General features: G+C 68.4%; 14 protein-coding genes and 5 pseudogenes. 8 read left to right on the forward strand and 11 right to left on the reverse strand.

The annotated features are described in order from the left end of the window. Window positions 1-310: 310 nt before the first annotated feature. Window positions 311-694, reverse strand: a pseudogene (locus tag OGH68_RS36260) (cytochrome P450); the annotation flags it as partial. Window positions 695-888: 194 nt separating this feature from the next. Here OGH68_RS36260 and OGH68_RS35590 point away from each other — a divergent pair. Beyond that, complete coding sequence (locus OGH68_RS35590) at window positions 889-1,698, forward strand: alpha/beta fold hydrolase (RefSeq protein ID WP_264249719.1); 810 nt, start codon at window positions 889-891, stop codon at window positions 1,696-1,698. 155 nt (window positions 1,699-1,853) lie between these two features. Here OGH68_RS35590 and OGH68_RS35595 read toward each other — a convergent pair whose 3' ends face one another. Continuing rightward, window positions 1,854-3,527, reverse strand: coding sequence for a tetratricopeptide repeat protein (locus tag OGH68_RS35595; RefSeq protein WP_264249720.1), 1,674 nt, complete (start codon window positions 3,525-3,527; stop codon window positions 1,854-1,856). A gap of 488 nt (window positions 3,528-4,015) precedes the next feature. Next, window positions 4,016-4,457: pseudogene (locus tag OGH68_RS35600) on the reverse strand (transposase); the annotation flags it as partial. Window positions 4,458-4,706: 249 nt separating this feature from the next. On the opposite strand from OGH68_RS35600, the gene OGH68_RS35605 reads away from it, so the two are divergent. Continuing rightward, window positions 4,707-4,991, forward strand: a complete 285-nt coding sequence (locus OGH68_RS35605) for a hypothetical protein (RefSeq protein ID WP_264249722.1) — start codon at window positions 4,707-4,709, stop codon at window positions 4,989-4,991. 83 nt (window positions 4,992-5,074) lie between these two features. On the opposite strand, the pseudogene OGH68_RS35610 reads toward OGH68_RS35605, so the two are convergent. The 4 genes and pseudogenes from OGH68_RS35610 to OGH68_RS35625 form a co-directional block, all read right to left on the reverse strand. After that, window positions 5,075-5,194: pseudogene (locus tag OGH68_RS35610) on the reverse strand (hypothetical protein); the annotation flags it as partial. Between the two features lie 239 nt (window positions 5,195-5,433). Next, window positions 5,434-6,129 carry a TylF/MycF family methyltransferase gene (locus OGH68_RS35615; protein WP_264249724.1) on the reverse strand — a complete coding sequence of 232 codons (696 nt, stop codon included), beginning with the start codon at window positions 6,127-6,129 and terminating at the stop codon, window positions 5,434-5,436. Window positions 6,130-6,134: 5 nt separating this feature from the next. Beyond that, on the reverse strand, window positions 6,135-6,875 hold the full coding sequence (locus OGH68_RS35620) for a WecB/TagA/CpsF family glycosyltransferase (RefSeq protein ID WP_264249726.1): 741 nt from the start codon (window positions 6,873-6,875) through the stop codon (window positions 6,135-6,137). Between the two features lie 32 nt (window positions 6,876-6,907). After that, complete coding sequence (locus tag OGH68_RS35625) at window positions 6,908-7,903, reverse strand: NAD-dependent epimerase/dehydratase family protein (protein ID WP_264249727.1); 996 nt, start codon at window positions 7,901-7,903, stop codon at window positions 6,908-6,910. Window positions 7,904-8,827: 924 nt separating this feature from the next. On the opposite strand from OGH68_RS35625, the gene OGH68_RS35630 reads away from it, so the two are divergent. The 5 genes and pseudogenes from OGH68_RS35630 (at window position 8,828) to OGH68_RS35650 (ending at window position 15,098) form a co-directional block, all read left to right on the forward strand. Further along, on the forward strand, window positions 8,828-9,208 hold the full coding sequence (locus OGH68_RS35630; protein WP_264249729.1) for a bifunctional 3-phenylpropionate/cinnamic acid dioxygenase ferredoxin subunit: 381 nt from the start codon (window positions 8,828-8,830) through the stop codon (window positions 9,206-9,208). Further along, window positions 9,205-10,466, forward strand: a pseudogene (locus OGH68_RS35635) (NAD(P)/FAD-dependent oxidoreductase). The gene OGH68_RS35630 and the pseudogene OGH68_RS35635 overlap by 4 nt, the downstream one beginning before the upstream one ends. A gap of 89 nt (window positions 10,467-10,555) precedes the next feature. Next, entirely contained in the window at window positions 10,556-11,383 is an 828-nt protein-coding gene (gene folP / locus OGH68_RS35640; RefSeq protein WP_264250443.1) for a dihydropteroate synthase, read from the forward strand. 191 nt (window positions 11,384-11,574) lie between these two features. Then, entirely contained in the window at window positions 11,575-12,696 is a 1,122-nt protein-coding gene (locus OGH68_RS35645; RefSeq protein WP_264250444.1) for an aromatic ring-hydroxylating oxygenase subunit alpha, read from the forward strand. Window positions 12,697-12,734: 38 nt separating this feature from the next. Next, the gene (locus tag OGH68_RS35650; RefSeq protein ID WP_264249730.1) at window positions 12,735-15,098 is read left to right on the forward strand and encodes an FdhF/YdeP family oxidoreductase; all 2,364 of its coding nucleotides are present in this window, start codon (window positions 12,735-12,737) and stop codon (window positions 15,096-15,098) included. Here the strand turns inward: OGH68_RS35650 and OGH68_RS35655 are convergent. From OGH68_RS35655 to OGH68_RS35670, 4 genes and pseudogenes are all read right to left on the reverse strand, one after another. Further along, window positions 15,086-15,883: an IclR family transcriptional regulator gene (locus OGH68_RS35655; protein WP_264249731.1), complete on the reverse strand. Its 798-nt coding sequence runs from the start codon at window positions 15,881-15,883 to the stop codon at window positions 15,086-15,088. The two genes, OGH68_RS35650 and OGH68_RS35655, sit on opposite strands and share 13 nt — an antisense overlap. A gap of 554 nt (window positions 15,884-16,437) precedes the next feature. Next, complete coding sequence (gene purU, locus OGH68_RS35660) at window positions 16,438-17,310, reverse strand: formyltetrahydrofolate deformylase (RefSeq protein ID WP_264249732.1); 873 nt, start codon at window positions 17,308-17,310, stop codon at window positions 16,438-16,440. 464 nt (window positions 17,311-17,774) lie between these two features. Beyond that, window positions 17,775-19,241: pseudogene (locus OGH68_RS35665) on the reverse strand (catalase). Window positions 19,242-19,751: 510 nt separating this feature from the next. After that, window positions 19,752-20,114: a cupin domain-containing protein gene (locus OGH68_RS35670; protein ID WP_264249734.1), complete on the reverse strand. Its 363-nt coding sequence runs from the start codon at window positions 20,112-20,114 to the stop codon at window positions 19,752-19,754. Between the two features lie 594 nt (window positions 20,115-20,708). Between OGH68_RS35670 and OGH68_RS35675 the strand changes: the two genes are divergently transcribed. After that, on the forward strand, window positions 20,709-22,424 hold the full coding sequence (locus OGH68_RS35675; protein WP_264249735.1) for a BCCT family transporter: 1,716 nt from the start codon (window positions 20,709-20,711) through the stop codon (window positions 22,422-22,424). The last annotated feature ends 504 nt before the right edge of the window (window positions 22,425-22,928 follow it).

The raw sequence follows: 22,928 nt of genomic DNA on the forward strand, positions 1-22,928 counted from the left end.
CAGCTCCACCGTCCAGGTGCGCGGCCCCGGCCACTGTGTGGTCCAAGGCCTCATGGCGTGCGCCTACCTCCCTGCTCATGACGCGGGTTGACGGCCCGGCGTGCTGCTCTGGCACCGCAGTGGGGGAGTGCGGTGGCAGCACACCGTAGTTGCAGACCTCTGCACCCCAACGCGCCGCCCCAGAGCGGGCACAGGACCCATGCCGATCGTGGAGGTCGTCAGGGGCGGGACGGCGACGCCGCCGTCGGCGGTGTGAGCCTGCTCGGAGGTCCGAACCGACTGCGCTGGGAGACGACGGCTCCGCTGCCGGTCACGGTGCGGGGTCCTGCACGACCGGCAGTTCCGCGAGGCCGCGGAAGGCCGGGAACGGGACCTCCATCCACTTCGGCTCAGCCGCGGGGTCGGCCGGAGCGAGTTTCGGGAACCGGCTGAACAGGCTGGTGAGGGCGAGCTGCATCTCCAGCCGCGCCAGCGGAGCGCCCAGGCAGTAGTGGCTGCCGTGGCCGAACCCCAGGTGGGCGACCGGCTTGGCGAAGATGACCATGGCGGTGATCGAGCCGAGCACCACGCCGACGGCGAGGTTGTGGGTGACGACCACGGCGACGACGGTGACGACCATGACGGTGGTCTCGCCGACCGGCATCCGCTTGAGCGTCTTCGGCTGGACCGACTGCCAGTCGAACGTGGCGAAGGAAGGGAGTCCGCGATCCGCGAGGTGATCAGGGGCACCGGCTTCACCAGGTTCCGCCGAGCAGCGCAGACCCCGTTCAACCCCGTGTACGAGATCCGACCGTAGCGCCGCCCGGGCCGGCGCGGTTGCAACGGTCGGCCACCGGGCGAAGATGGAGCCATGGAGAAATTGCCGGGCCGACAGGAAGGCGGCTGGCCATGGGTGAGCACGTTGGCGCCGGTGACCTCGATATCTGGACGGAACAGGTCGGTCAGGGACCGGACGTCCTGCTCATCGGCGGCTTGGGCGACACCGTCGAATCGTGGCAGTTCCAGCTCGACGGGCTCTCGGACCGTTACCGTCTGATCGCCTTCGACAACCGGGGGGCCGGCCGGACCGCGATGCCTGACGGTCCCGTCTCCGTGGAGATGATGGCGGACGACGCAGCCGCGCTTCTCCGGGCTGTTGACGTTTCCTCTGCACATGTGGCGGGCTTCTCCGGCGGCAGCATCATCGCCCAGGAGCTGGCGCTCCGCCACCCGGAGCTGGTGCGCAGCCTCGTCCTGCAGAGCACATGGCCGGTGATGGACCCGTACCTGCGCTCCTGGGCACGGTTCATCCGGTGGCTGGTGGCGGTCGCTCCGAGTGAGCGCGCGTTCCTTGAGGGCTTCTATCTCGACATCTACACAGCGCGGGCGCACAACGACGGAAGCGTCGACCAGACCATCCAGGAGGTGCTCGCCTTCCCCCACAAGCAGGCGGTCGAGGATGTCCAGCGGTTTCTCGATGCCTTCATCGACCACGACACCACCGACCGCCTGCCGCGGATCGCAGCGCCGACGCTCGTCCTCGCCGGCGGCCGCGACACGACCGCGCGTCCGCCGCTCTGCCGCGCCGTGGCCGAACGGATCCCGGACGCCCTGTTCGAAGTCATGGAGGAGGAGGCACACCAGCCCTTCCAGGAAGTGCCGGACGAATGGAATGCGCGTGTCGATGCGTTCTGGCGGGACACGGGGACACGCGGCTGAACCATCCATGCCACCTCACCGGTGACAACCTGCTTTCCCGCGACGCCGGAAAGGCGGCCGGTGGCTGTAGAAGCCGGTGGCCAAGAAGGCACAACCGCGCAGGAGACGGCCCGGACGGACGCCGGAGTACGTGTGCGGCCGCTGTCCGCGGGCCGTCAGCAGCAGCCGCCGTCCGCCGCGCCCGCGACCGCTGCGGAACGGCAGAAGCAGGACGCGTTGATCGGTACGTCCGCCATGGCGGACGCCAGCTTCAGTTGCTGGGCCACGATCTGCGCTTCCGCGGTCTTGCCCAGACGCCGGAGACACTCGTGGAATCCGTGCAGCGACCATACGTTGCCGGGGTGTTGTGAAGGACGCGGCAGGGTGTCATCGAGGCCCAGGTCGGCCCGGTAGACGGCCTCCGCCTCTTCCACGCGCCCCTGTTCGAGAAGCAGGGCGCCGTACGCGTGCCGGGTGGGCTGCATCCATCCCCACGGCTCGTCGTAGGGAAGGCTGTCGTCGAGTGCGATCGAACGCTCCAGCGCGGCGAAGGCGGCCTCGTGGTTCCCCTTGCGGTACTCCAGTTCGCCGTCGAGCATCGCCGACGCGATCGCGAGGATGTCGACGCAGGTGTTGTTGAAAAGCGTGCGTGACTCGGGTACGCGGGAGAGGGCCTCACGGAACAGTTCGCGTTCGGCTTCCGCCTCGGGGATCCGGCCGGTGGCCGAGCAGGCGACGCCGCGGGCGTAGCGGAGCATCGCGGTGGTCACGCAGTACAGCTGCGGGTCGGCGGGCAGCGGCAGTTCCAGGATGTCGGACCAGCGGCCGAAGCGGATGAGTACGTGCACCCGCATGGCGAGGAAGCCCTCCAGCCAGTCGGCCATGGGCGGACTGGGCACCCTGAGCAGTTCCTCGGGGATGGAGGCTTCGAGTTGTGCGGCGGTCTCCAGGGCGGTTGCCGACCGGCCGAGGAACATCGCACCGTAGATCTTGAAGTGGTAGTTGTGCGAGCGGTACAGGGTGTAGAAGTTCATCGCGCCGGCCCGTGCGTAGTACTTTTCGTCGGCGGTGATCGCGGTGCTGTTGTCCGACACCACACGCCGGTAGTCCCCGCAGAGCACCTCCAGGTGTGTGGGCATGTGCTGAAGGTGGCCGGCGTCGGGTACGAGACCGCGGAGCCGGTCCGCGACGGGCAGGGCGGCCTCGGGGGTCGGGGACATTTCCATGAGGTGGATGTACATGTGCAGAAGGCCGGGGTGCTTCTTCCCGGGCCCGGTGCTGATCGCCCGTTCGAGGACCGCCTTGGCCTCCAGCGTGCGGGCGCCTTCCGCGGGCAGCCCGGTCCGCAGGTCCCACAGCTGCCAGGGCGTGAGGTTCATCTGTGCGTCGGCGTGGAGTGTGGCGACATCGAGGTCATCGGGAGCGAGTTCGTACACGGCGCGCATGCTGTCCGCGTAGGCCTCGTTCCACACCGAGCAGTCCTCGACCGCTTCCGCCTGCGGGTACCGGTACCGCAACGCTTGGATCAGGGCCTGTTCGACGGGAGTGGCGCCGGCCGCCTTCTCGTGCGCGCGTTCGACGGCCGCGTGGGTACGCCCGACGGTGCGCGCCAGATCCTCGCCGTCGAAGAACTCCCAGGGCTTGTTGTAGTTCGGACCGAGGGCGTAGGCGATGCCCCAGTAGGCCATCGCGCAGTCCGGATCCGCCGCGGCGGCGGCTTCGAAGCAGGAAACGGCCTCCTCGTGGTGGAAGCCGTACGACCAGAGCAGCCCGCGGTCGAACCACATCTGCGCGGACGGGGAGGAGGTCGTCACGGGGCGGGTATGGGTGCCGAGATCGTAGTAGTCCATACGTCTCTCCTGAGGTACGGCCCGGTCGGCCAGGTGGACGCGCCGCGACCGGCACGCACTGTCCCAACGTGGTGAAGGCCTCCGGGGACACCTGCAGCCGAGGGTAGAACGTATCTCGCCAGGCCGGGAAACGCGCGCGTCGGGCTTGGTGTGGTTCCCGGCGAGGCGGAAGAGGCGCCAGCCGATGCCGGCTGGGCTGCCCGCTACGTCGGGTGTGGACGTGCGTGATGCACCCCACCTCCATGCCCGGGGGCGACCGCCGAGGCTCGTCAACCGCTGGGTGCCGGGGAGGGCTGGCACTCCTCGTGCCACGGTGCACGCGGACTCGGGGCCATCCGTGACCGCCCGGCGTCCCGCCTGGAAGCCTGCCCGGTCCCGGCGCACCACTGGCGGTAGAGGGGCTCGCAGTCCTGTGTCCAGGCGTCGGGTTCGGGCCAGGATGGGAGGCCACGCGGGCGGCGCCGGCCTCCCGCAGGTGACCGAGGATGTCGGCCATGCCGTGATCCGGGTCGCTCTCCGCGATGGGACGCCGTCGTATCCGGGGTCAATGGGGCGGCCCTACTGGATCCACTTCGCGGAAGGCGGCGGTACTTGTCGTAGCCGCGGCCGGCGAAGAGTCGGCCCGGCGGCTGACGTGGTCGCCAGCGCGTCCCGCTGATGCCGGGTATCGCGTCCAGCAGGTGGCATCAGCTGCGTGATGTCGTGACGGTTTCCGCTGGTCAGCGAGACGGCCAAGGAGGTGCCGTGCCGGTCGGTGATCAGGTGGTGCTTGCTGCCCGGACGCACACGGTCGACCGGCGAAGGTCCGGCCCGCAGCCCGCAGCTCGGCCAGCAGTACCTCGTGCAGCTGCGGCCAGACACCGCCTCGGTCCAGTCCCGCAGACGCCGCCAGGCCGTCACACTGCCGCAACCGACCTGTTCAGCCGGAACACAAGGTCCAGGGGGTGGCAGCCGCGGGTGTGCGGGGGAGAGCTGGATGCGTTTCCCCGGAACAGTAGCAGCAGCAAGAAGTGCCGCCGCAGGCCCGGCAGTAACTGCCGTCACTGACACCCGGGGTAGGGCTTCACCGTGACTCGAAGAGGTTTGACTAGTTGTTGGCGCAGCAGGACTGGCGGGCGGTCGCTGCGCGGTTCGATGAGGTGCAGCACCAGGGTGCGGGTGCTTGTGGATCTTCCGCCGATGACCTTCGCCGATGCCGCTGTAGTGGCCGGGCGCGCCGACGGCACCATCCTCGTCGCCTGGTGCCGAGCCACCAGGGCCCGGCAGCTTCGCCGGGCCGTCCAGGCGCTGACCAACGTCAACGCACGCCTCCTCAGAGGCGTCCTGAACATGGCACCGTCGCAAACGAATGCCTACTACTACCGCTACACAGCCAACGGTGCCCGCTCGGACCAAGCCATGCTGCCAACACCTGCAACGTCGTCGGAGCAGGAAACCCGTCCGCAGGTCGGCAGTCAGACATGACCCTGGAGCTGTACTGAGCTGACCGCGGGGCTGGCGCCGCGACCCTCGTTTTACGACGCGACCGGAGGCGTTCGTGGCGCGGGTCAGACGGTGAGAGTGGGCCAGGGGACATCGGTTTCGACAGCGTCGGTGTAGTCGACGCCGGGGACAGAGAAGCCGTAGAGGCGGCAGACTTCGTTGCTGAACCAGTCGAGGTCGGCGAGGGCGGGATGGCGTCCCGGCGAGTGGTGTAGCGATGCGCATCCCCAGGGCACCGCAGGTCGCGGCGCGAGTCCGCCCGACGACTTCCGGCAGGATCCTGACCACGCCTGAGAGACAGCGCAGACGAGCCCCCGGACGCAACCCACCGCGCAGCCTGTCGGCCGCATCAGGATCGGTGTGGTCCGGATGCCTGCACCACTCCGCGGGACGCCATCCTGCTGCCTGCGCAGCTCCCGTCGCATCACGCGGTTCGCTCGAGCCAACCGAAGTCGATGTCGGCAGTCGGCCCGGTCACTACGCCCATGCCGAGCACATAGCGCTCCTGGAGGCCCTGTTCCGCGAGGAAGCGCTGATAGCCGATGCGAGCCTTGTAGTCGTCGCCTTCTGGGCAATCATCGACAACGATCACGCCATTGGGGGAGAGCAGCGGATACACCTTGGTGAGTGCGGCGTACACCGGCTGGGAGAGGTCCACATCGACAAGGCAAGCGGAGATCTGTTGCGGGAGCTGCTCGGACGGGATACGGCAGATGTCGCCCTGGACGAACCGGATATCCGGGGCGCCCATCTTGTGCGCCGCACGTCGCACGGATGGTAGCGAGATGTAGTCGAAGGACTTGCGCAGTCGACGCGGGGTGCCGAGCGCCACGTCCGCATCGAACTGCTCGGGCACAAAACCATTGAATGTGTCGATCGCGACATATGGCTTGTGGATGCCGGCCTGGCGCAGCATGCGATCGCTCCACATCGCCGTTCCGCCGAGCGAGCAGCCGACTTCCACTACTGAACCGGGGGCGTGGCGAGTCTGCATCAGCACATGGGTCCACGCATAGAGCCGCTCCGGCCCGATCCTGATCGGCGGACAGTTGTTGATGTAAGGGCCGAAGGGGGTGCGCTTGATGAGCCCGTACACCCGGGCACGCATGAGGCTTTCCATGGGGATCACTCCTGAGGGGCGGGATCTTGGAAGCGTGGCGGGCGCAGTGTGCTGCGTGCCAGATAGGAGGGGTTGTTGCGGAGGTAGCGACGCCACAGCCGGCGCGGCTCCTTCATCAGGCGGTACGCCCACTCGAGACCAGCCTGCTGGATCCATCCCGGCGCCTGGGGCTTGAGGCCGGCGTGGAAGTCGAAGGCAGCGCCGACCCCCAATAGGACGGGCGGCTGCAGTCGGCCGCGGTGTTCCGCCATCCAGAGCTCCTGCTTGGGCGTGGAGAGGCCAACCCAGACCAGATCAGCGCCTGAGGCGTTGATGGCGGCCACCACCGCCTCTGACTCCTCGGCTGTCAGCTGCCGGTAGGGCGGTGAGTACGTGCCTGCGATCTTCAGGCCGGGAATCTGTTCGCCAAGCCGCTGACCGAGCAGTTCGGGTACGCCGGCAGCACCGCCGTACAGGAACGAGGACCAACCCCGCACGGCAGCTCTTTCAAGGACGGCGAGCATGAGATCGGGGCCGTAGACCCGGCGCATCCAGGGCGCCCCGGCCCGGTGGCCGGCCCAGACCATGGGCATACCGTCGGGGACGGTCAGACCGGACGTGTTGTGGACGTGGCGCAGTACCGGATCACGTTGGGCTTCCATGACACCGTGTACTCCGGTGACGCAGACGTACGTGCGCTCGCCGGTCTCGATCCAGCGGGCGATCTCGTCGACGGCGGTCCGTGGTGTCACCGCACTGACGCCCACACCCAGAACGTCGACTCGGGGATGGCGCCCCATCAGATCTGCCGGGTGCCGCTGCCGAGTTGCGCCTTCACTTGGTCGTACACCCAGCGATAGGTGACCTCCAGGCCGTTGACCAGGGAGACCTGTGGCTCCCAGCCGAGTTCCTTGCGGATGAGGGTGTTGTCGCTGTTGCGGCCCCGTACGCCGAGGGGTCCGGCAACGTGGCAGTGCTCAAGCGTGACCCCTGCGATCTGCTCCACGAGCGCATACAACTGATTGATGGAAACGACCTTGTCCGAGCCGATGTTGATCGGTTCGGCGTGCTCGCTACGGGTGAGGCGCAGGGTGCCCTCGACGCAGTCGTCGATGAAGGTGAAGCTGCGGGTCTGCTCACCGTCGCCCCAGATCTCGATCTCGTGTTTCCCGGCGAGAGCGGCGAGCGCGACCTTGCGGCAGGCCGCGGCGGGAGCCTTCTCACGGCCGCCCGTCCAGGTGCCGTAAGGGCCGTAGACATTGTGGTAACGAGCGGTGCGGGTGGCCAGTCCGTAATCCTCGCGGAAATGGCGTGCCATTCGCTCGCTGAAGAGCTTCTCCCAGCCGTAGCCGTCCTCGGGCATGGCGGGGTAGGCGTCCTGCTCGCGCAATGGCAGTACGTTGCTGGCGACCTGTTTGTCGGCGGCGTACACGCAGGCGGACGAGGAGTAGAAGTACCGGTCGACGCCCGCGTGCCGCGCGGCCAGCAGCATGTGGGTGCTGGACAACACCGAGAGCATGCAGGCGGCCTTGTTGCTCTCGATGAAGCCCATGCCTCCCATGTCGGCGGCAAGGTGGTACACCTCGCCCGCGCCGCTGTCGAGGATCTCGTAGCAGGTGTCGAGCAGCGAGACGTCGTGCACCTCGTTCAAAGCGTCGTGGTGGAGCTGGTACCACTCGTCGTACGGCTTGCGGTCCACCGCCCGCACACTCTTGCCCTCAGCGAGAAGAGCCCGCGTCAGATGTCCGCCGATAAAACCACCGGCCCCTGTCACCACGGCGTCAACGTCAGTCACGCTTTCGCCTTCCTTGTGCTAGGCAGTCACTTTCGATAAAGAATACATTTGGGAGCAAAAGCGCCATTTTTGGCGCTCCGGCTGATGAGGAAATCTCGCCCATTCCCACCCGTCCGCAGGAGTCACGGGCCCAGGCGCTGTGCGTCGGCCGCGGGTGACTGCACAGCCCGATTCACACGCCTTCCCCCATCGTCCTTCGGCGGCAGGTCCCTGCAGTCGAGGTGGCAGCGCCGGGCGTAGTCGAACGGGACCTCGTGGCCATCGAGGGCGGTGTTCCAGCGTTCGGCGACGGCGTTCTGCACGAGGGGCGAGTTCCGGGTCCATCCGGCTTCAGCGCGCACAGTGGCCGATGCCGATGTCCACCAAGTGCCCGCGCGTATGGACGAACGAGCGCTGCCCGCCGGGCCCGAGGAATCAGGACGAGTAGAGCCGGGGCACGGATCAACGTCTTCTCTGCATACCACCTGGGTCATTCGTGTGGAGCGGCGCCCTGCGGCGCCGCCGGTGAGCATGGGGCTGTCCCTTCCGTCCTTGGTCCCGGGGGCGAAGCGCATGCCGTGATGCACCGCCGCCGACGCTCCCGGCAGCGCTGCCGGCCGGCGCGGTAGCGAGGCGCGGGCCGTGCGTCCTCGGTCCGCCGGGCGAGGTGGGCTCATTCCGCCAGCAACTCGGTCTGTGCGCCTGGTGAACCGCCGGATTCCCAGCCGGTCGTCTCGTGCGTCGCCGTCCGGTGCGCGCGGGGCGCCGTCGGTGATGGCAGTTCCGCGATCTGGCCAGTAGCGCGTGCGGCAGCCGCCTGGCGGCGGGCGGGCTGCGGGAGACCGCCGTGGATGCCCACATCAACTCCTTGACAAGGGGTAGAGGCGACCTCAAACTGACGTTGCACTTGACGCAATCAGTTTCGTAATACGCACCGAGGTGGTCATGATGATTCCTGCGTGCCGTGTCGCCGATCTGCCGCGAGGCGAGGCGTTCCGGATCGAGTTTGACCCGCCCGTCGCCGTGTTCCACACCGAGGACGGCGAGTTCTACGCGATTGACGACACGTGCACCCATCAGGACGCCTCGCTCTCCGACGGATGGCTGGAGGGGTGCGAGGTCGAATGCCCCCTGCACGCTTCGAAGTTCGACGTGCGCACCGGAAGCGTGGACGCCCCGCCGGCCCGGCTCCCCGTGCGCACCCACCAGGTCCTGCTCGAGGACGGCATGATCTACGTCAAGCTTTCCGACGCCCCGCCGAACCTCCCGCCCTCCTGTGTCGCCGCACGGCTCGGAGCCGTCCCGGTCGCCGGAGGCGCTGCGTGAAGAGCGTGGCTGTCGTCGGCGCCTCGCTGGCCGGGCTGTCGGCCGCCCGGGCGCTACGCGCGCAGGGTTTTGACGGACGGCTCGTCATCGTCGGTGACGAGACTCACCGTCCCTACGACCGGCCGCCGTTGTCCAAGGAGTTCCTCGCCGGTCAGGTGGGGGAGTCCGACCTTGCGCTCGAGGGGGACGGTGAGGAGCTGGATGCGCAGTGGCTGCTCGGCACCCGCGCCGTCGGGCTCGACCGCGCCCAGCGCGCGATACGGCTCGCGGACGGCCGTACGGTGCGCGCCGACGGGGTCGTCGTGGCCACCGGAGCGGCCGCCCGCACCCTCCCCGGCGGCCACGGCCTGGAAGGCGTCCACGTGCTGCGCACGCTCGACGACGCCCGCGCGCTGCGCGAGGACCTCGCGCGCGGTGGCCGGCTCGTGGTCATCGGCGGCGGATTCATCGGTGCCGAGGTCGCCTCGACCGCCCGCGCACTCGGGCTCGAGGTCACTGTGGTCGAGGCCGCGCCGACCGCGCTCGCCGGTCCGCTCGGAACGGCGATGGGCACGCTGGTCTCCGCCCTCCACGCCGACCACGGAGTGCGGCTCGTGTGCGGAGTCGGCGTACAGGCGCTCAGCGGTGACGACCCGAGCGGGAGGGGAGTCCCTCCGGCGCAGGACGGCCGCAGCGGTGGCCGAGGCAGGGTGAAGGCGGTGCTGCTGGAGGACGGCCGCAGCCTTGCGGCCGACACCGTCGTCGTCGGGGTGGGTGCCCGTCCCTGCACCGAGTGGCTCGAGGGCTCCGGCGTGGCGCTGGACAACGGGGTGCGGTGTGACGCCGCCGGTGCCACGAACGTCCCCGGCGTCGTCGCGGTCGGCGACTGCGCGGCCTGGTACGACCCCGCGGTCGGGGCGCACCGCCGCGTCGAGCACTGGACCGGTGCGCGCGAGCGGCCGGCGGCGGCCGTTGCCGCGCTGCTCGACATGGGGGTCCCCCCAGCGAAGCGGGGGGAGGCAAGGCCGCACCTGAGCCGCTGCGTCCGCCGTACTTCTGGTCCGACCAGTACGGCGTGCGTATCCAGTTCGCCGGATACGCGGCCGGAGCCGACAGCGTGACCGTCGAGGAGGGTGCGGCGGACGAGGGCAGCTTCCTCGCCGTCTACCGGAGGGCAGAGCGCCCGGTCGCCGTGCTCGGCGTGAACCGGACCCGCCCGTTCATGCGCTGGCGCCGTCAGCTGGCCACCGAGGCGGCGCACAAGGATGGATCCCCGTGACCGCCACGGCCCGCCCCACCGCCCCACCGCGCCCGGGAAGGCCGGAACTGCACCCCTACGGGCTCCCGCGGCCCGGCCGGACACTGGTCATGGGCGTCGTCAACGTCACGCCGGACTCCTTCTCCGACGGCGGGCTGTCGTTCGCTCCGCAAACGGCACTCGCGCACGGACACGCCCTGTTCGAGCAGGGAGCGGACATCGTGGACGTGGGCGGTGAGTCGACCCGCCCCGGCGCGGCCCGTCCACCGGTCGAGGAGGAGCTGCGGCGCGTCGTGCCTGTTGTGCGGGAACTCGCCGCGGCGGGCGGAACCGTCAGCGTCGACACCATGCGGGCCGAGGTCGCCGCCCGCGCCCTCGATGCCGGTGCACGGCTGGTCAACGACGTCTCGGGCGGCCTTGCCGACCCGGCGATGCTGCCGCTGATGGCCCGGGCCGGCACGCCGTACGTGGTGATGCACTGGCGCGGCCACGCAGCCGGCATGCAGGCGAACGCCGCATACGACGACGTCGTCACCGACGTGGTCGACGAGCTGCGCCTGAGGGTCGAGGCAGCGTTGCAGGCAGGGATCGGGCCCGGGTGCCTGATAGTCGACCCCGGGCTGGGTTTCGCCAAGACGCCCGAGCACAACTGGGAGCTGCTGGGCCGTCTCGGGGAGGTCGGCGCGCTGGGCTGTCCCCTTCTCGTGGGCGCGTCACGCAAGTCGTTCCTCGGGCGCTTGCTGGCGGACCCGGCGACGGGCCGCGTGCGCCCGGCGCGGTTGCGGGATGCCGCGACCACCGCTGTTTCCGTACTCGCCGCCGCGCAGGGCGTCTGGTGCCTGCGCGTGCACGATGTGGCCTCGACGCTCGACGCGGTGCGGGTGACCGCCCGCTGGGGCGCCGAGGCGGCGGCCCCGGCGCAGACGTCCCTGCGCTGAGGACCCGGTGTCCGACCGGCATCGCAGGCTCTGCCCGCCTCCGGTCGACGTCTTGACACCGCTGGATTCACACCAGATTCTTTGTTCCGTAATACGCCACCCGTCTCTTATTAGGAAACGTGCCGTCGTAAAACCGTCTCTGACGGCCGCCCCCGCCGTGTGCGCGTGTGACATCTTCCGAGGTGAGAATGATGAGCAGGACCAGTCTGTCCCCGAGCTTGATCGCCACGTTGTCCGGGGAGTACTACACCGATCCTTCAGTCTTCGCTGCCGAGCAGGAGCGTGTTTTCGAGGCCATGTGGTTCTGTGCGGTCCGTGCTTCGGAGCTGGCCGGGCCCGGTGCTTTCCGCACGGTTCAGGTGGGGCGGGAGAGTGTGTTGATCTCGCGTTCCCGGGACGGTTCGGTCAGGGCGTTTTTGAACATCTGCCGGCACCGTGGTGCGAAGTTGTGCACGGAGGAGTCGGGTGAGGTCAAGCGGGCGTTCCAGTGCCCGTACCATGCCTGGACCTACGGTCTGGACGGCAAGTTGGTCGCGGCTCCGAATCTGACGTCGATGCCGGACATCGACCGGGTCGAGTACGGGCTGGTCAATGTCCATGTCCGTGAGTGGCTCGGGTATGTGTGGGTGTGTCTTGCGCAGACGCCGCCGTCGTTCGAGGCGGATGTGATCGGTGCGGTGGCTGAGCGGTTGGGCGGCGCCGAGCCGATCGAGAACTACGGGATCGATGACCTTCGGGTGGGCCGGCGGATCACGTATGACGTGAAGGCCAACTGGAAGCTGATCATCGAGAATTTCATGGAGTGCTACCACTGCGCCACCATTCATCCCGAACTGACGGAGGTGTTGCCGGAGTTCGCGGACGGGTTCGCGGCGCAGTACTACGTCGGCCATGGTGCCCGGTTCGGTGAGGAGGTCAAGGGGTTCACGGTCGACGGCGGTGAGGGTCTGGACCGTATTCCGGGTGTGGCGCAGGAGCAGGATCGTCGCTACTACGCGATCACCGTGCGGCCGCAGGTGTTCGTCAACCTGGTGCCGGACCATGTGATCTTCCACCGGATGTATCCGATGGCGCACGATCGCACGGTCGTGGAGTGCGACTGGCTTTACTTGCCCCACGTCGTGGAGAGCGGCAAGGACGTGGACCGGTCGGTGGAGCTGTTCCACCGGGTGAACCAGCAGGACTTCGATGCCTGCGAGCGCACCCAGCCGGCGATGAGTTCGAGGGCGTATGCCAAGGGCGGTGTCCTGGTGCCCAGCGAGCACCACATCGGCGAATTCCACACCTGGCTGCAGGCCCGCCTGGGCGCATAACAGCAGTCCAACCGGCACATCGACGAGGAGAGACAGCCATGGCACGCAAGGCGCCGCGCGTGGACCCCGGCGAGGACGCACTGGAAGTGACCGAGCCAAAGCGCTGGGCCGTCGGGATCCCCGCGGTGACCCATGCGCTGCGCATGGGGTACGACCAGATGGGCGTGCGGCGCACCGCGCTGACCCTGCTGAAGGTCAACCAGAAGGACGGCTTCGACTGCCCCGGTTGCGCCTGGCCCGAGGGCGATCACCGCAGCAAGGCCGAGTTCTGCGAGAACGGCGCCAAGGCCGTCGCCGAGGAGGCCACCGTCCGCCGGGTGACGCGGGAGTTCTTCGCCGCACACCCGGTGGGCGAACTCGCGGGCCGCAGCGACTACTGGCTGGGCCAGCAGGGCCGCCTCACCGAGCCGATGTACAAGCCGGCCGACTCCGACACGTACGCGCCGGTCACCTGGGAGACGGCGTTCGACATCATCGCCCAGCAGCTCAAAGCACTGCGAAGCCCCGACGAGGCCGCGTTCTACACCTCGGGACGGACCTCCAACGAGGCCGCCTACCTCTATCAGCTCCTCGTACGGCAATTCGGCACCAACAACCTGCCGGACTGCTCCAACATGTGCCACGAGTCGAGCGGCTCGGCGCTCACCGAGACGATCGGGGTGGGCAAGGGCAGTGTCCACCTCGATGATCTGTACTGCGCCGACCTGATCTTCGTCGTCGGGCAGAATCCCGGCACCAACCACCCGCGGATGCTGTCCGCGCTGGAGATGGCCAAGCGGCGCGGTGCGCGCATCGTGGCGGTGAACCCGCTGCCCGAGGCCGGGCTGCTGCGCTTCAAGAATCCGCAGAACGCCCGCGGAGTCGCAGGCGGCGGCACGCCCCTGGCGGACCGTTTCCTGCAGATCCGGCTCGGCGGCGACCAGGCGCTCTTCCAGGCGCTGTCACGGCTGCTGCTGGACGCCGAGGACGCCGCGCCCGGCACGGTCCTCGACCACGACTTCATCACCGCACACACCGACGGCTTCGAGGCCTACGCCGAACACCTGCGCACACTCGACTGGGACGACGTCGCCGAGGCGACCGGACTCGCGCGCGAAGCCATCGAGGAGGCCGCACGCGACGTCCTGTCCGCCCGGTCGGTCGTGGTGTGCTGGGCCATGGGCCTCACCCAGCACAAGCACTCCGTGCCCACCATCCGCGAGGTGGTAAACTTCCTGCTGCTGCGAGGGAACATCGGCCGCCCCGGCGCCGGAGTGTGCCCCGTGCGAGGCCACTCCAACGTCCAGGGCGACCGGACGATGGGCATCTACGAGAAGCCGGCGCCGGAATTCCTCGACGCGCTGCGAGGCGAATTCGGATTCGACCCGCCCCGCCACCACGGTTTCGACGCGGTGGAGACGATCCGGGCTATGGGCACCGGGGACGTGAAGGTGTTCTTCGCCATGGGCGGCAACTTCGTCTCCGCCGCTCCGGACACGGCCGCCACAGAGCGCGCCCTGCGAAACTGCCGGCTGACCGTGCAGGTCTCCACCAAGCTCAACCGCTCCCACGCCGTCTGCGGCCGAGAAGCCCTCATCCTTCCCGTCCTCGGCCGTACCGAACGCGACCGGGGACCCGACGGGCAGGACCGGTTCGTCACCGTCGAGGACTCGATGGGGATGGTGCACGCATCGCGCGGTGGGCTGCCCCCTGCCTCCCCGCACCTGCTCTCCGAGCCGGCCGTCGTCTGCCGGCTGGCCCATGCCCTCTTCGGGCCCGATGACCAAGTGCCGTGGGCGGCCTTCGAGGCCGACTACGACACCGCCCGCGACAGCATCGCCCGGGTCGTGCCCGACTTCACCGACTTCAACGCCCGGGTCCGGCAGCCCGGAGGCTTCACCCTGCCGCACGCTCCTCGCGACGAGCGGTACTTCCCCACCCGCACGGGCAAGGCCAACTTCACGGTCAACCCGCTTCAGGTACTGCGCGTCCCGCCCGGCCGCCTGCTGCTGCAGACACTGCGCAGCCACGACCAGTACAACACCACGATTTACGGCCTCGACGACCGCTATCGCGGCATCCACCAGGGACGCAGAGTGGTGTTCGTCCACCCCGACGACCTCGCCGAGCACCAGATCACCGACGGTGATCTGGTGGACCTCGTCAGCGAGTGGCAGGACGGCCCGGAGCGGCGGGCGGAGGCCTTCCGAGCCGTCGCCTACGACACGCCCCGCGGCTGCTGCGCGGCCTACTTCCCCGAGGCCAATGTGCTCGTCCCGCTCGACTCGGTGGCCGACATCTCCAACACGCCGACGTCCAAGAGCATCGTGGTCCGGCTCGAGCCGCGTGCGGCAGCCCGCACCGACGAGAGGCCGGCGACGCCGACCGGACCCCTGGGCCCGTGTGGGACTCAGTCGATGTAGCCCATGCGGTGGCTGATTTCGTCGGCGCCTTCGCGCAGCACGGGGGCGAGCTCGTGGATCCGTTCCTCGGTGAAGCGGTACTCGGGGCCGGAGGCGCTGAGGGCGGCGATGACTTCGCCGTCGCGGGACCGGATCGGCGCCGCCACGGCGTGCAGTCCGATCTCGAATTCCTCCAGTGACACGGCGTAACCGCGCTCCCGCGCCTCGGCGAGAGCCTTCTCGAGTTTGGTCTTGGCGGTGATGGTGTGCGGCGTCAGCTTCTGCATCCCGGACCCCGCGGCTACTGCGGCCCGCTCCTTCGCCGACAGGTGAGCCAGAAGGATCTTGCCGCTGGAAGTGGCGTGCGGCGGGGTGAGCTGCCCGACCCAGTTGTACGTGCCGACCGCGCCCGGGCCACGCACTTGGTCGAGGTTGACCGCGTAGTGCTCCTGCAGGACGGCGATGTTGACGGTCTCACCGATCTCCTCGGCGAGCCGCTCGCACACCGGCCGGCCCTGCTGGATGAGGTCGAGACTGCCCGTGACCGCGCCTGCCAGGCGCACGATGCCGAAGCCGAGCCGGTACTTGCCCCTCTCGGTCGCCTGCTCAACCAGATCACGCGCCTCCAGCGCCCCGAGCAGACGGAACGCGGTCGACTTGTGAACGTCGATCTCTGCGGCGACCTCGCTCACGCCCGCCTCGCCGCGCTGGGCGAGGATCTCCAGGACGCTGACGGCACGGTCGACGGACTGCACACCGCCCGCCGCGGGACCTGTTGTTTCGCCATCTGCCGTATGGTTGCTCATAGCGCAACTATACGCACTGGTGTCCGTGGTCCTGCAGGGCAGCGACATCAGCGGCCCGAGTACGGATAAGCCGGTATACCAGGACCCGGCAATGTCCTCAAGGGATCCGGTCGCCCACCGGGCGGATAAGAGCGGACCGGCGCACCGGGCTCTGCCCGGCCCGCGAGCACGTCGCCGGCGATGCGAAGCACATGCCCGCCGGATCCACCGGACGGCAGGTCCTCCGCTCGGCCCGCTGCCCGGCCGGTCGTCGCGCCGCTGACGGGCCCGGCCCGACGCCGGAGCCGACCTACCGCCTTGGCCGGACACCGCTACCGCGCGGCCTTGGATCGGGCCGCCCGGACGACCGTCGGCCAGGCGCACGCTGCAGACGTCATCGCCGGGCTGAAGACCGCGTCGCGGATGCGGTCGTGTCCTGGCGATCCCGGCCCGCGGGCGACCGGATCCTGCGCTGCCGCGCCGGGGGAGCGAGGCGGGCCACCGCAGACGCACACGTCGGCGTGCAACCGATGGGCCCTTGGCGGCCGGAAGGAGTCGAAACCCGCCCGGCGCAGTCAGCGAAACACGACCGTGCGGTTGCCGTTGACCAGCACGCGGCTCTCGCTGTGCCACTCCACGGCGCGGGCGAGTACCTGGGCCTCGACATCGCGGCCCAGGGTGACCAGCTCGTCCGGGGCGCGCGAGTGGTCCACGCGGACAACGTCCTGTTCGATGATCGGGCCTTCGTCGAGGTCCGACGTGACGTAGTGCGCCGTGGCTCCGACGAGCTTGACGCCGCGCTCATGCGCCTGGACGTACGGCCGCGCGCCCTTGAAGCTCGGCAGGAACGAGTGGTGGATGTTGATCGCCCGGCCGTCGAGCTGCTTGCACAGGTCATCGGAGAGGATCTGCATGTAGCGGGCGAGAACGACGAGGTCGATGTCGAGCTCGTCCACGAGCTGCAGCAGTCGGGCCTCCGCCTCGCCCTTCGTCTGCGGGGTCACCGGGATGTGGTGGAACGGGATGCCGTAGTTCTGCGCCAGCGGCTCGAAGTCAGGGTGGTTGGAGACGATCGCCGGGATCTCGATGTTGAGCGTGCCCGTGGACCTGCGGAAGAGCAGGTCGTTCAGGCAGTGGCCGAACTTCGACACCATGATCAGTGTGCGGGTCGGGGTCGCCGCGTCGTGCAACTGCCAGGTGATTCGGTAGGCCTCGGCCACCGGGCCGAAACCGGTGCGCAGCTCCCTCAGTGAAATGTCCGGATCAGAGACATCGAAGTGCACCCGCATGAAGAATCGGTTCTGCAGTCGGTCGTCGAACTGATGGCTCTCCAGGATGTTGCCGGAGTGGCCGACGAGAAAGGTGGTCACGGCGTGGACGAGACCGGCCCGGTCAGGGCACGAAAGGGTGAGGACGAACTCGCTGCCGGACTGCGGTCGAGGAGACATGGCATCCTCCGTTGATGCGTATTACACAACAGGATGAGTGATACGCAACATCGTCCGGTGTGGACGGCCGGCTGGTCAAGAGCCGGCGGGTAACTGTCGCGCATGGTGGGGGAGTCTCTTGCGGCACGCGTCACCCATGTGCCGCGGGTTGCATGATGTGCATTGTGTTGCACATGTTGAACTGGAGGTTCCGTTCGGGTCCCGGGCGTTGGTCCACTGCCCGTTCGCAGGGCGGTCCGGCTGACCGGATGCTCGGGCACCGCATGCGAAGACGCCGTGCTCGCCTCCGGGCGTGGTGGCCTGTGAGGCCGGTGAAGCATGCCGGAGCCCGAATCTCGGGAAGGCGGTTGCAGCCCCCGGCCCTGAGCCCGAGTCGGGCCTGCCCGTTCCCCTTCCTGGGGGACGGGCAGGCTGGTGTGGGTGTGGGTCCTCGGGTCGCCGCAGGGCCCGCTGTCCGGTGCCGATCAGCCGCGGAGGGCCTGGACCGCGGCCTCGAGCCGCTTGCCGAAGTCTCCGTCGGCCTGACGGAAGTTGCTGATCGCGCGCTCGGCGATGTCGTCGCGGGTGACACCGGAGAGGGCGCCCGCGAGGTTGTCGACGAGACGCTGCTTCTCGTCCTCTGACATCAGGCGGTAGAGGTTGCCCGCCTGGACGAAGTCGTCGTCCTCGGCGTGCCGGGGCGTGGTCTGCTCACCGGTCTCGCCGGTGACGGCGACCGGCTGCCACAGCGCGCGGTCCGTCTGGTGCGGGCCGCCGAAGCTGTTCGGCTCGTAGTTCTTCGCGCCCTTGTGACGGCCGTCGTACAGGAAACCGTCACGGGAGTGGGTGCGTGCCTCGGTGGCGTGCGGCCGGTTCACCGGCAGGTGGTCGGCGTTGATGCCGACGCGGTAGCGGTGGGCGTCGCCGTAGGCGAAGAGCCGGCCCTGGAGCATCTTGTCGGGGGACGGGCCGATGCCGGGCACGAAGTGGGCGGGGCTGAAGATCGACTGCTCGACCTCCGCGAAGATGTTCTCCGGGTTGCGGTTGAGCTCCAGCTTGCCGAACTCGATGACCGGGTAGTCGGCGTGCGGCCAGACCTTGGTCAGGTCGAACGGGTTGAAGCGGTAGGTCGCCGCCTCCGCCACCGGCATGATCTGCACACCGACGGTCCAGGACGGGAAGTCGCCGCGCTCGATGGCCTCGCGCAGGTCGCGCTGGTGCGAGTCGGGGTCCTTGCCGGCCAGTTCCTCGGCCTCCGCGGCGGTGAGGTTCTTGATGCCCTGGTCGGTCTTGAAGTGGTACTTGACCCAGAAGGCCTCACCGGCCTCGTTGTTCCACTGGTACGTGTGGGAGCCGAAGCCGTCCATGTGGCGGTAGGAGGCCGGGATGCCCCGGTCACCGAACAGCCAGGTCACCTGGTGGGTGGACTCCGGGCTCAGACCTCAGAAGTCGAAGACGTTGTCCGCCTCCTGCGAGCCCGTGTACGGGTCGCGCTTCTGGGTGTGGATGAAGTCGGGGAACTTGATGGCGTCCCGGATGAAGAACACCGGGGTGTTGTTGCCGACGAGGTCGTAGTTGCCCTCTTCGGTGTAGAACTTCAGCGCGAAGCCCCGCGGGTCACGGACGGCGTCGGCCGCACCGAGGTTGCCCGCGACGGTCGAGAAGCGCAGGAACGTCTCGGTCTGCTTGCCGACCTCGGAGAGGAACGTGGCCCGGGTGTACCGGGTCACGTCCGCGGTCACCGTGAAGGTGCCGTAGGCCCCGGCGCCGCGCGCGTGGACGACGCGCTCCGGGATGCGCTCGCGGTTGAAGTGCGCGAGCTTCTCGAGCAGGAGCTGGTCCTGGACAAGCACCGGCCCGCCGACGCCCGCGGTCTCGCTGTTCTGGTTGTCGGCGACCGGAGCCCCGGCCTCCGTGGTCAGGGCGGTGTGAAGCTCGTCTTGGGTAGGCATCAGATAACTCCAGGGGGCATAACGGTTCGTAAGCCGGATCCAGATGTCGGACGTGAAGAGAGATGGGAGGAGTCATGCCGACCCCGGATCCGTGAGGGCTGCCGCAACGACTTGGCGGCGGCCGTGGAGAGGGGTCGACGGAATCCGATGCGGCCGGCGCTGTCCATCGACGGCACCCGGGCCCCTCATGGGCCTTGGGGTCCCCTCGGAAGGGCAGACCCCGATGTTGCGTATAGGAGCACAGGTTCCATTAAGTGCAACTGAAGCATCAAGAGTGAACGTCGGCGGGTCAAGGGTGCGAGAGGGTGCGGCCGCATGGGCCCTGCGCGCGTCGCTCGTGTCGTGGCCGAGGTGAAGGGCCGAGCGGCACCGCCTCTTCGCCCCGGAGGGGCCGGCGCGGGGTGAAGAGGCGGTGCCGCTCGGCCGGCCGGACGGTGCACGGCGTGCAGCGCTCCGGACGTGCCGCGAGTCTGCTCTCGAGCTCGAGGGCAGGCTCGCGGCAGCCGAGGTCTACGTGTAGATGACGAAGACCTTGCGCAGGGTCTCGTGGATCGTCCACGTGCCCTGCCAGCCGATGGGGAACACTGCTGTGGTTCCAGGGCCGACCTCGGTCTTCGCTCCGCCCTTCTCTTCGCACGTCATGCGCCCGGACAGCACGTGGATGACTTCGCCGCGGTCGGCGAAGTCCCACGCCGAGTCCCCGGGTTCGCACTCCCATGTTCCGCTGACGATCCTGCCGTCGTCCGAGGTGAAGATCCGCCGGCTGCGGGTCCGCATGGGCCCGCCGAGCGGCGTGGCTGTCGGCGGGGCCAGATCCTTTCTGTCCTCGAGTTCGTCGGAGGGCAGCGATCCGGCGTTCACGCTGATGGTCATGCCCATGTCCCTTCTCTCGTCATGAGAGCGACTGACGTCCGCCGATCGCCCGCTCCGGAAGCGGCGCAGCAGCGCTGTTCCTCTATGAAGAACTCGCATCGCAATGCGCAACATCATGAGGGCGTGGTGAGGCGTCGTCAAGAGCGGGCCGGTGGGGTGATGGCGTCATCGGCATCCTGCGAGGGTGGAAGGGGCGGCAGGATCTGTTCTGTTTGCACCTGGCGGCGCTCCTTGAGTCGCCCATCGGTGCTGTTGGCGGGACGGGCGTGTGTGGCCGACACCGTTGCCGGGTGCCCGAGGAAGTTACAAAAGCTTCAGCGGCTTGTCTTGACGTCGACACGCTATCGATGTTCCGTTGCGCATGTAGAGACAAGTTTTTTTTAGTGCAACGCTGCTTAGGTGTGAGCCGTCAACCGCGATGTCGCCGCCCAGGACGGCCCTGGGGCGGGCTCTCTCCCGTACCGCCGCAGCGCGGCGTTTACCGGGCCTCGAAGGGAGTCACGGTTTGCGAGCCACGCGGTCCACAGTCCCCCATCCCGGGAGGTCCGATGTCCCGCCAGCCGTCCAACAATGACAGCAAAAGGAAGTGAGAGCATGGCCGCCCAACAGATGGCGACTTCGCCAGGTGACACATCGGATGCGGAACGAGTGGGGACGCGCCGCAGGTCGTCGATCGCGCCACGTGTCTTCTGGCCCTCCGCGATCCTCATCGTTGCTTTCGTGCTGTACGCCACGATCTTCAGGGGCGCGGCACAGGGCCATGTCAGCACGGTTCAAGAGAAAATCGTCGGCGGTCTTGGCTGGTATTACACCGCCATTGTCTCGCTCTTTGTGATCTTCGCCCTCTGGGTCGGTGTCGGACGGTACGGAGATATCAAACTCGGCAAGGACGATGAGAAGCCGGAGTTCGGCCTGGGGTCGTGGCTGGCGATGCTGTTTGCCGCCGGTATGGGTATCGGGCTGGTCTTCTGGGGAGTCGCCGAGCCGCTGAACCACTTCGTCAACCCCAGGCCGGGAGTCGGCGAAAGTGCAGCCGATCGGGGCGAGTTCTCCATGGTGCAGACGTTCCTGCACTGGGGCATCCACCCGTGGGCGATCTACGTCGTGGTCGGCCTGACAGTCGCGTACTCCGTGCACCGCAAGGGCCGCCCGGTCTCGATCCGCTGGGCCCTGGAGCCGATTCTGGGCAACCGGATCAGGGGCCGCTGGGGGGATGCCATCGACGTCATCGCGATCATCGGAACGGTCTTCGGTGTGGCTACCTCCCTCGGCTTCGGCGTGCTGCAGATCTCCTCCGGACTGGAGTTCGAGGGGTGGGTGGCCGACCCCGGTCGGACCGTGCAGGTCGCCCTCGTCATCGGCATCTCCGTGGTCGCCGCCGTCTCCGTGGTCACCGGCGTCGCCAAGGGCATCAAGTGGCTGTCGAACACCAATATGGCACTGGCTACCGTGATCCTGCTGTTCGTTCTCATCGCCGGCCCGACGCTCTTCATCCTCAACGGCTTTGTCCAGGACATCGGCGCGTATCTGCAGAACATCCTCGCGCTGAGCTTTGACACCGGTGCTGCGCAGGGCGACGCCGGCACCGCATGGGTCAAGGCGTGGACGGTCTTCTACTGGGGCTGGTGGATTTCCTGGGCCCCGTTCGTCGGCATCTTCATCGCCCGCATTTCCCGCGGCCGCACCGTCCGTGAGTTCGTCACCGGCGTGCTGCTGGTACCGACCCTCCTGACCTTCCTCTGGTTCGCCGTCTTCGGCGGCTCGGCGCTGCACCGTGAGATGTTCGGCGCCGACGGACTCGTCGGTGCCGGTGGCGCGGTCGACACGAACAGCGCGCTCTTCCGACTGCTCGACGCGCTGCCGGGCAGCACGATCGTCGCCGGGATGGCGATCTTGCTGATCGTGCTGTTCTTCGTCACCTCCTCCGACTCGGGCAGCTATGTGGTCGCCATGCTGTCCTCCGGCGGCAACCCCCATCCGCCGGTGTGGAACCGGCTGTTCTGGGCGGCCGCTCAGGGCGCCGTGGCCGTCGCGCTGCTGGTCGCCAGCGGCACCGGCACTGCCTCCCTGACCACGCTGCAGACGGTTGCGATCATCATCGCGGTGCCGTTCAGCCTGGTGATGCTCGGCATGTGTATCGCTACCATCAGGTCCTTCCACCGGGAGCGCCAGGCCCATCTGGCGGCCCAGCGGAGAAAGCAGCACGAGCGGCTCGTCGACGAGGCCGTCGCGGCGATCGAGGAGGGAATGGAGAACGGCACCCTCTCCGGAGGGTCAGGCGACTCCGACACCGTGCTGGGCAAGAGGTAGCCGCTGCACCGAACTGACGAAGAGGCCGCCGCCGGTCCCGACCGGCGGCGGCTCCGTGATACCCCCTCCGGGGCATCACGGTGCATGCTCCATGGGCGAACCCCGGGCCATCGCTGCCCCGGTACGCCCGTACGCCCGTACGTGGTCGGTGGACACCAACGGGCAAGCCCGTAGTGAGGCTCCGACGAGATCCGGCCGCAGGACAAGTTCGCCCGGCCAACCTCTTGACAGCGGTCGCCCAGCAGGCAAACTGTTCCTCATGGCGAAGAGGGAAGCGTAATGCGCAACAACTGCTCGTCTCGGCCCTCCCAGGCTCCGGGCCCGTCGGTCCGGCGCCCGTTGCCAAGTCGTTCGGTGCATCGCCCGCTGCTCGTGCGGGATCTCGTGAACAGCGACGTTCACTTCCCTCCCTCGTCAATCGCTCCGGCTGGAGCGATGCGACGTCCCCCGTCATCCAGCACATCCGGTCGAACCTCGCATTCGGCCCTCTCCCTCAATGAGGAG

Origin of the sequence: Streptomyces peucetius, assembly GCF_025854275.1 — a bacterium.
GTDB lineage: Bacteria > Actinomycetota > Actinomycetes > Streptomycetales > Streptomycetaceae > Streptomyces > Streptomyces peucetius_A.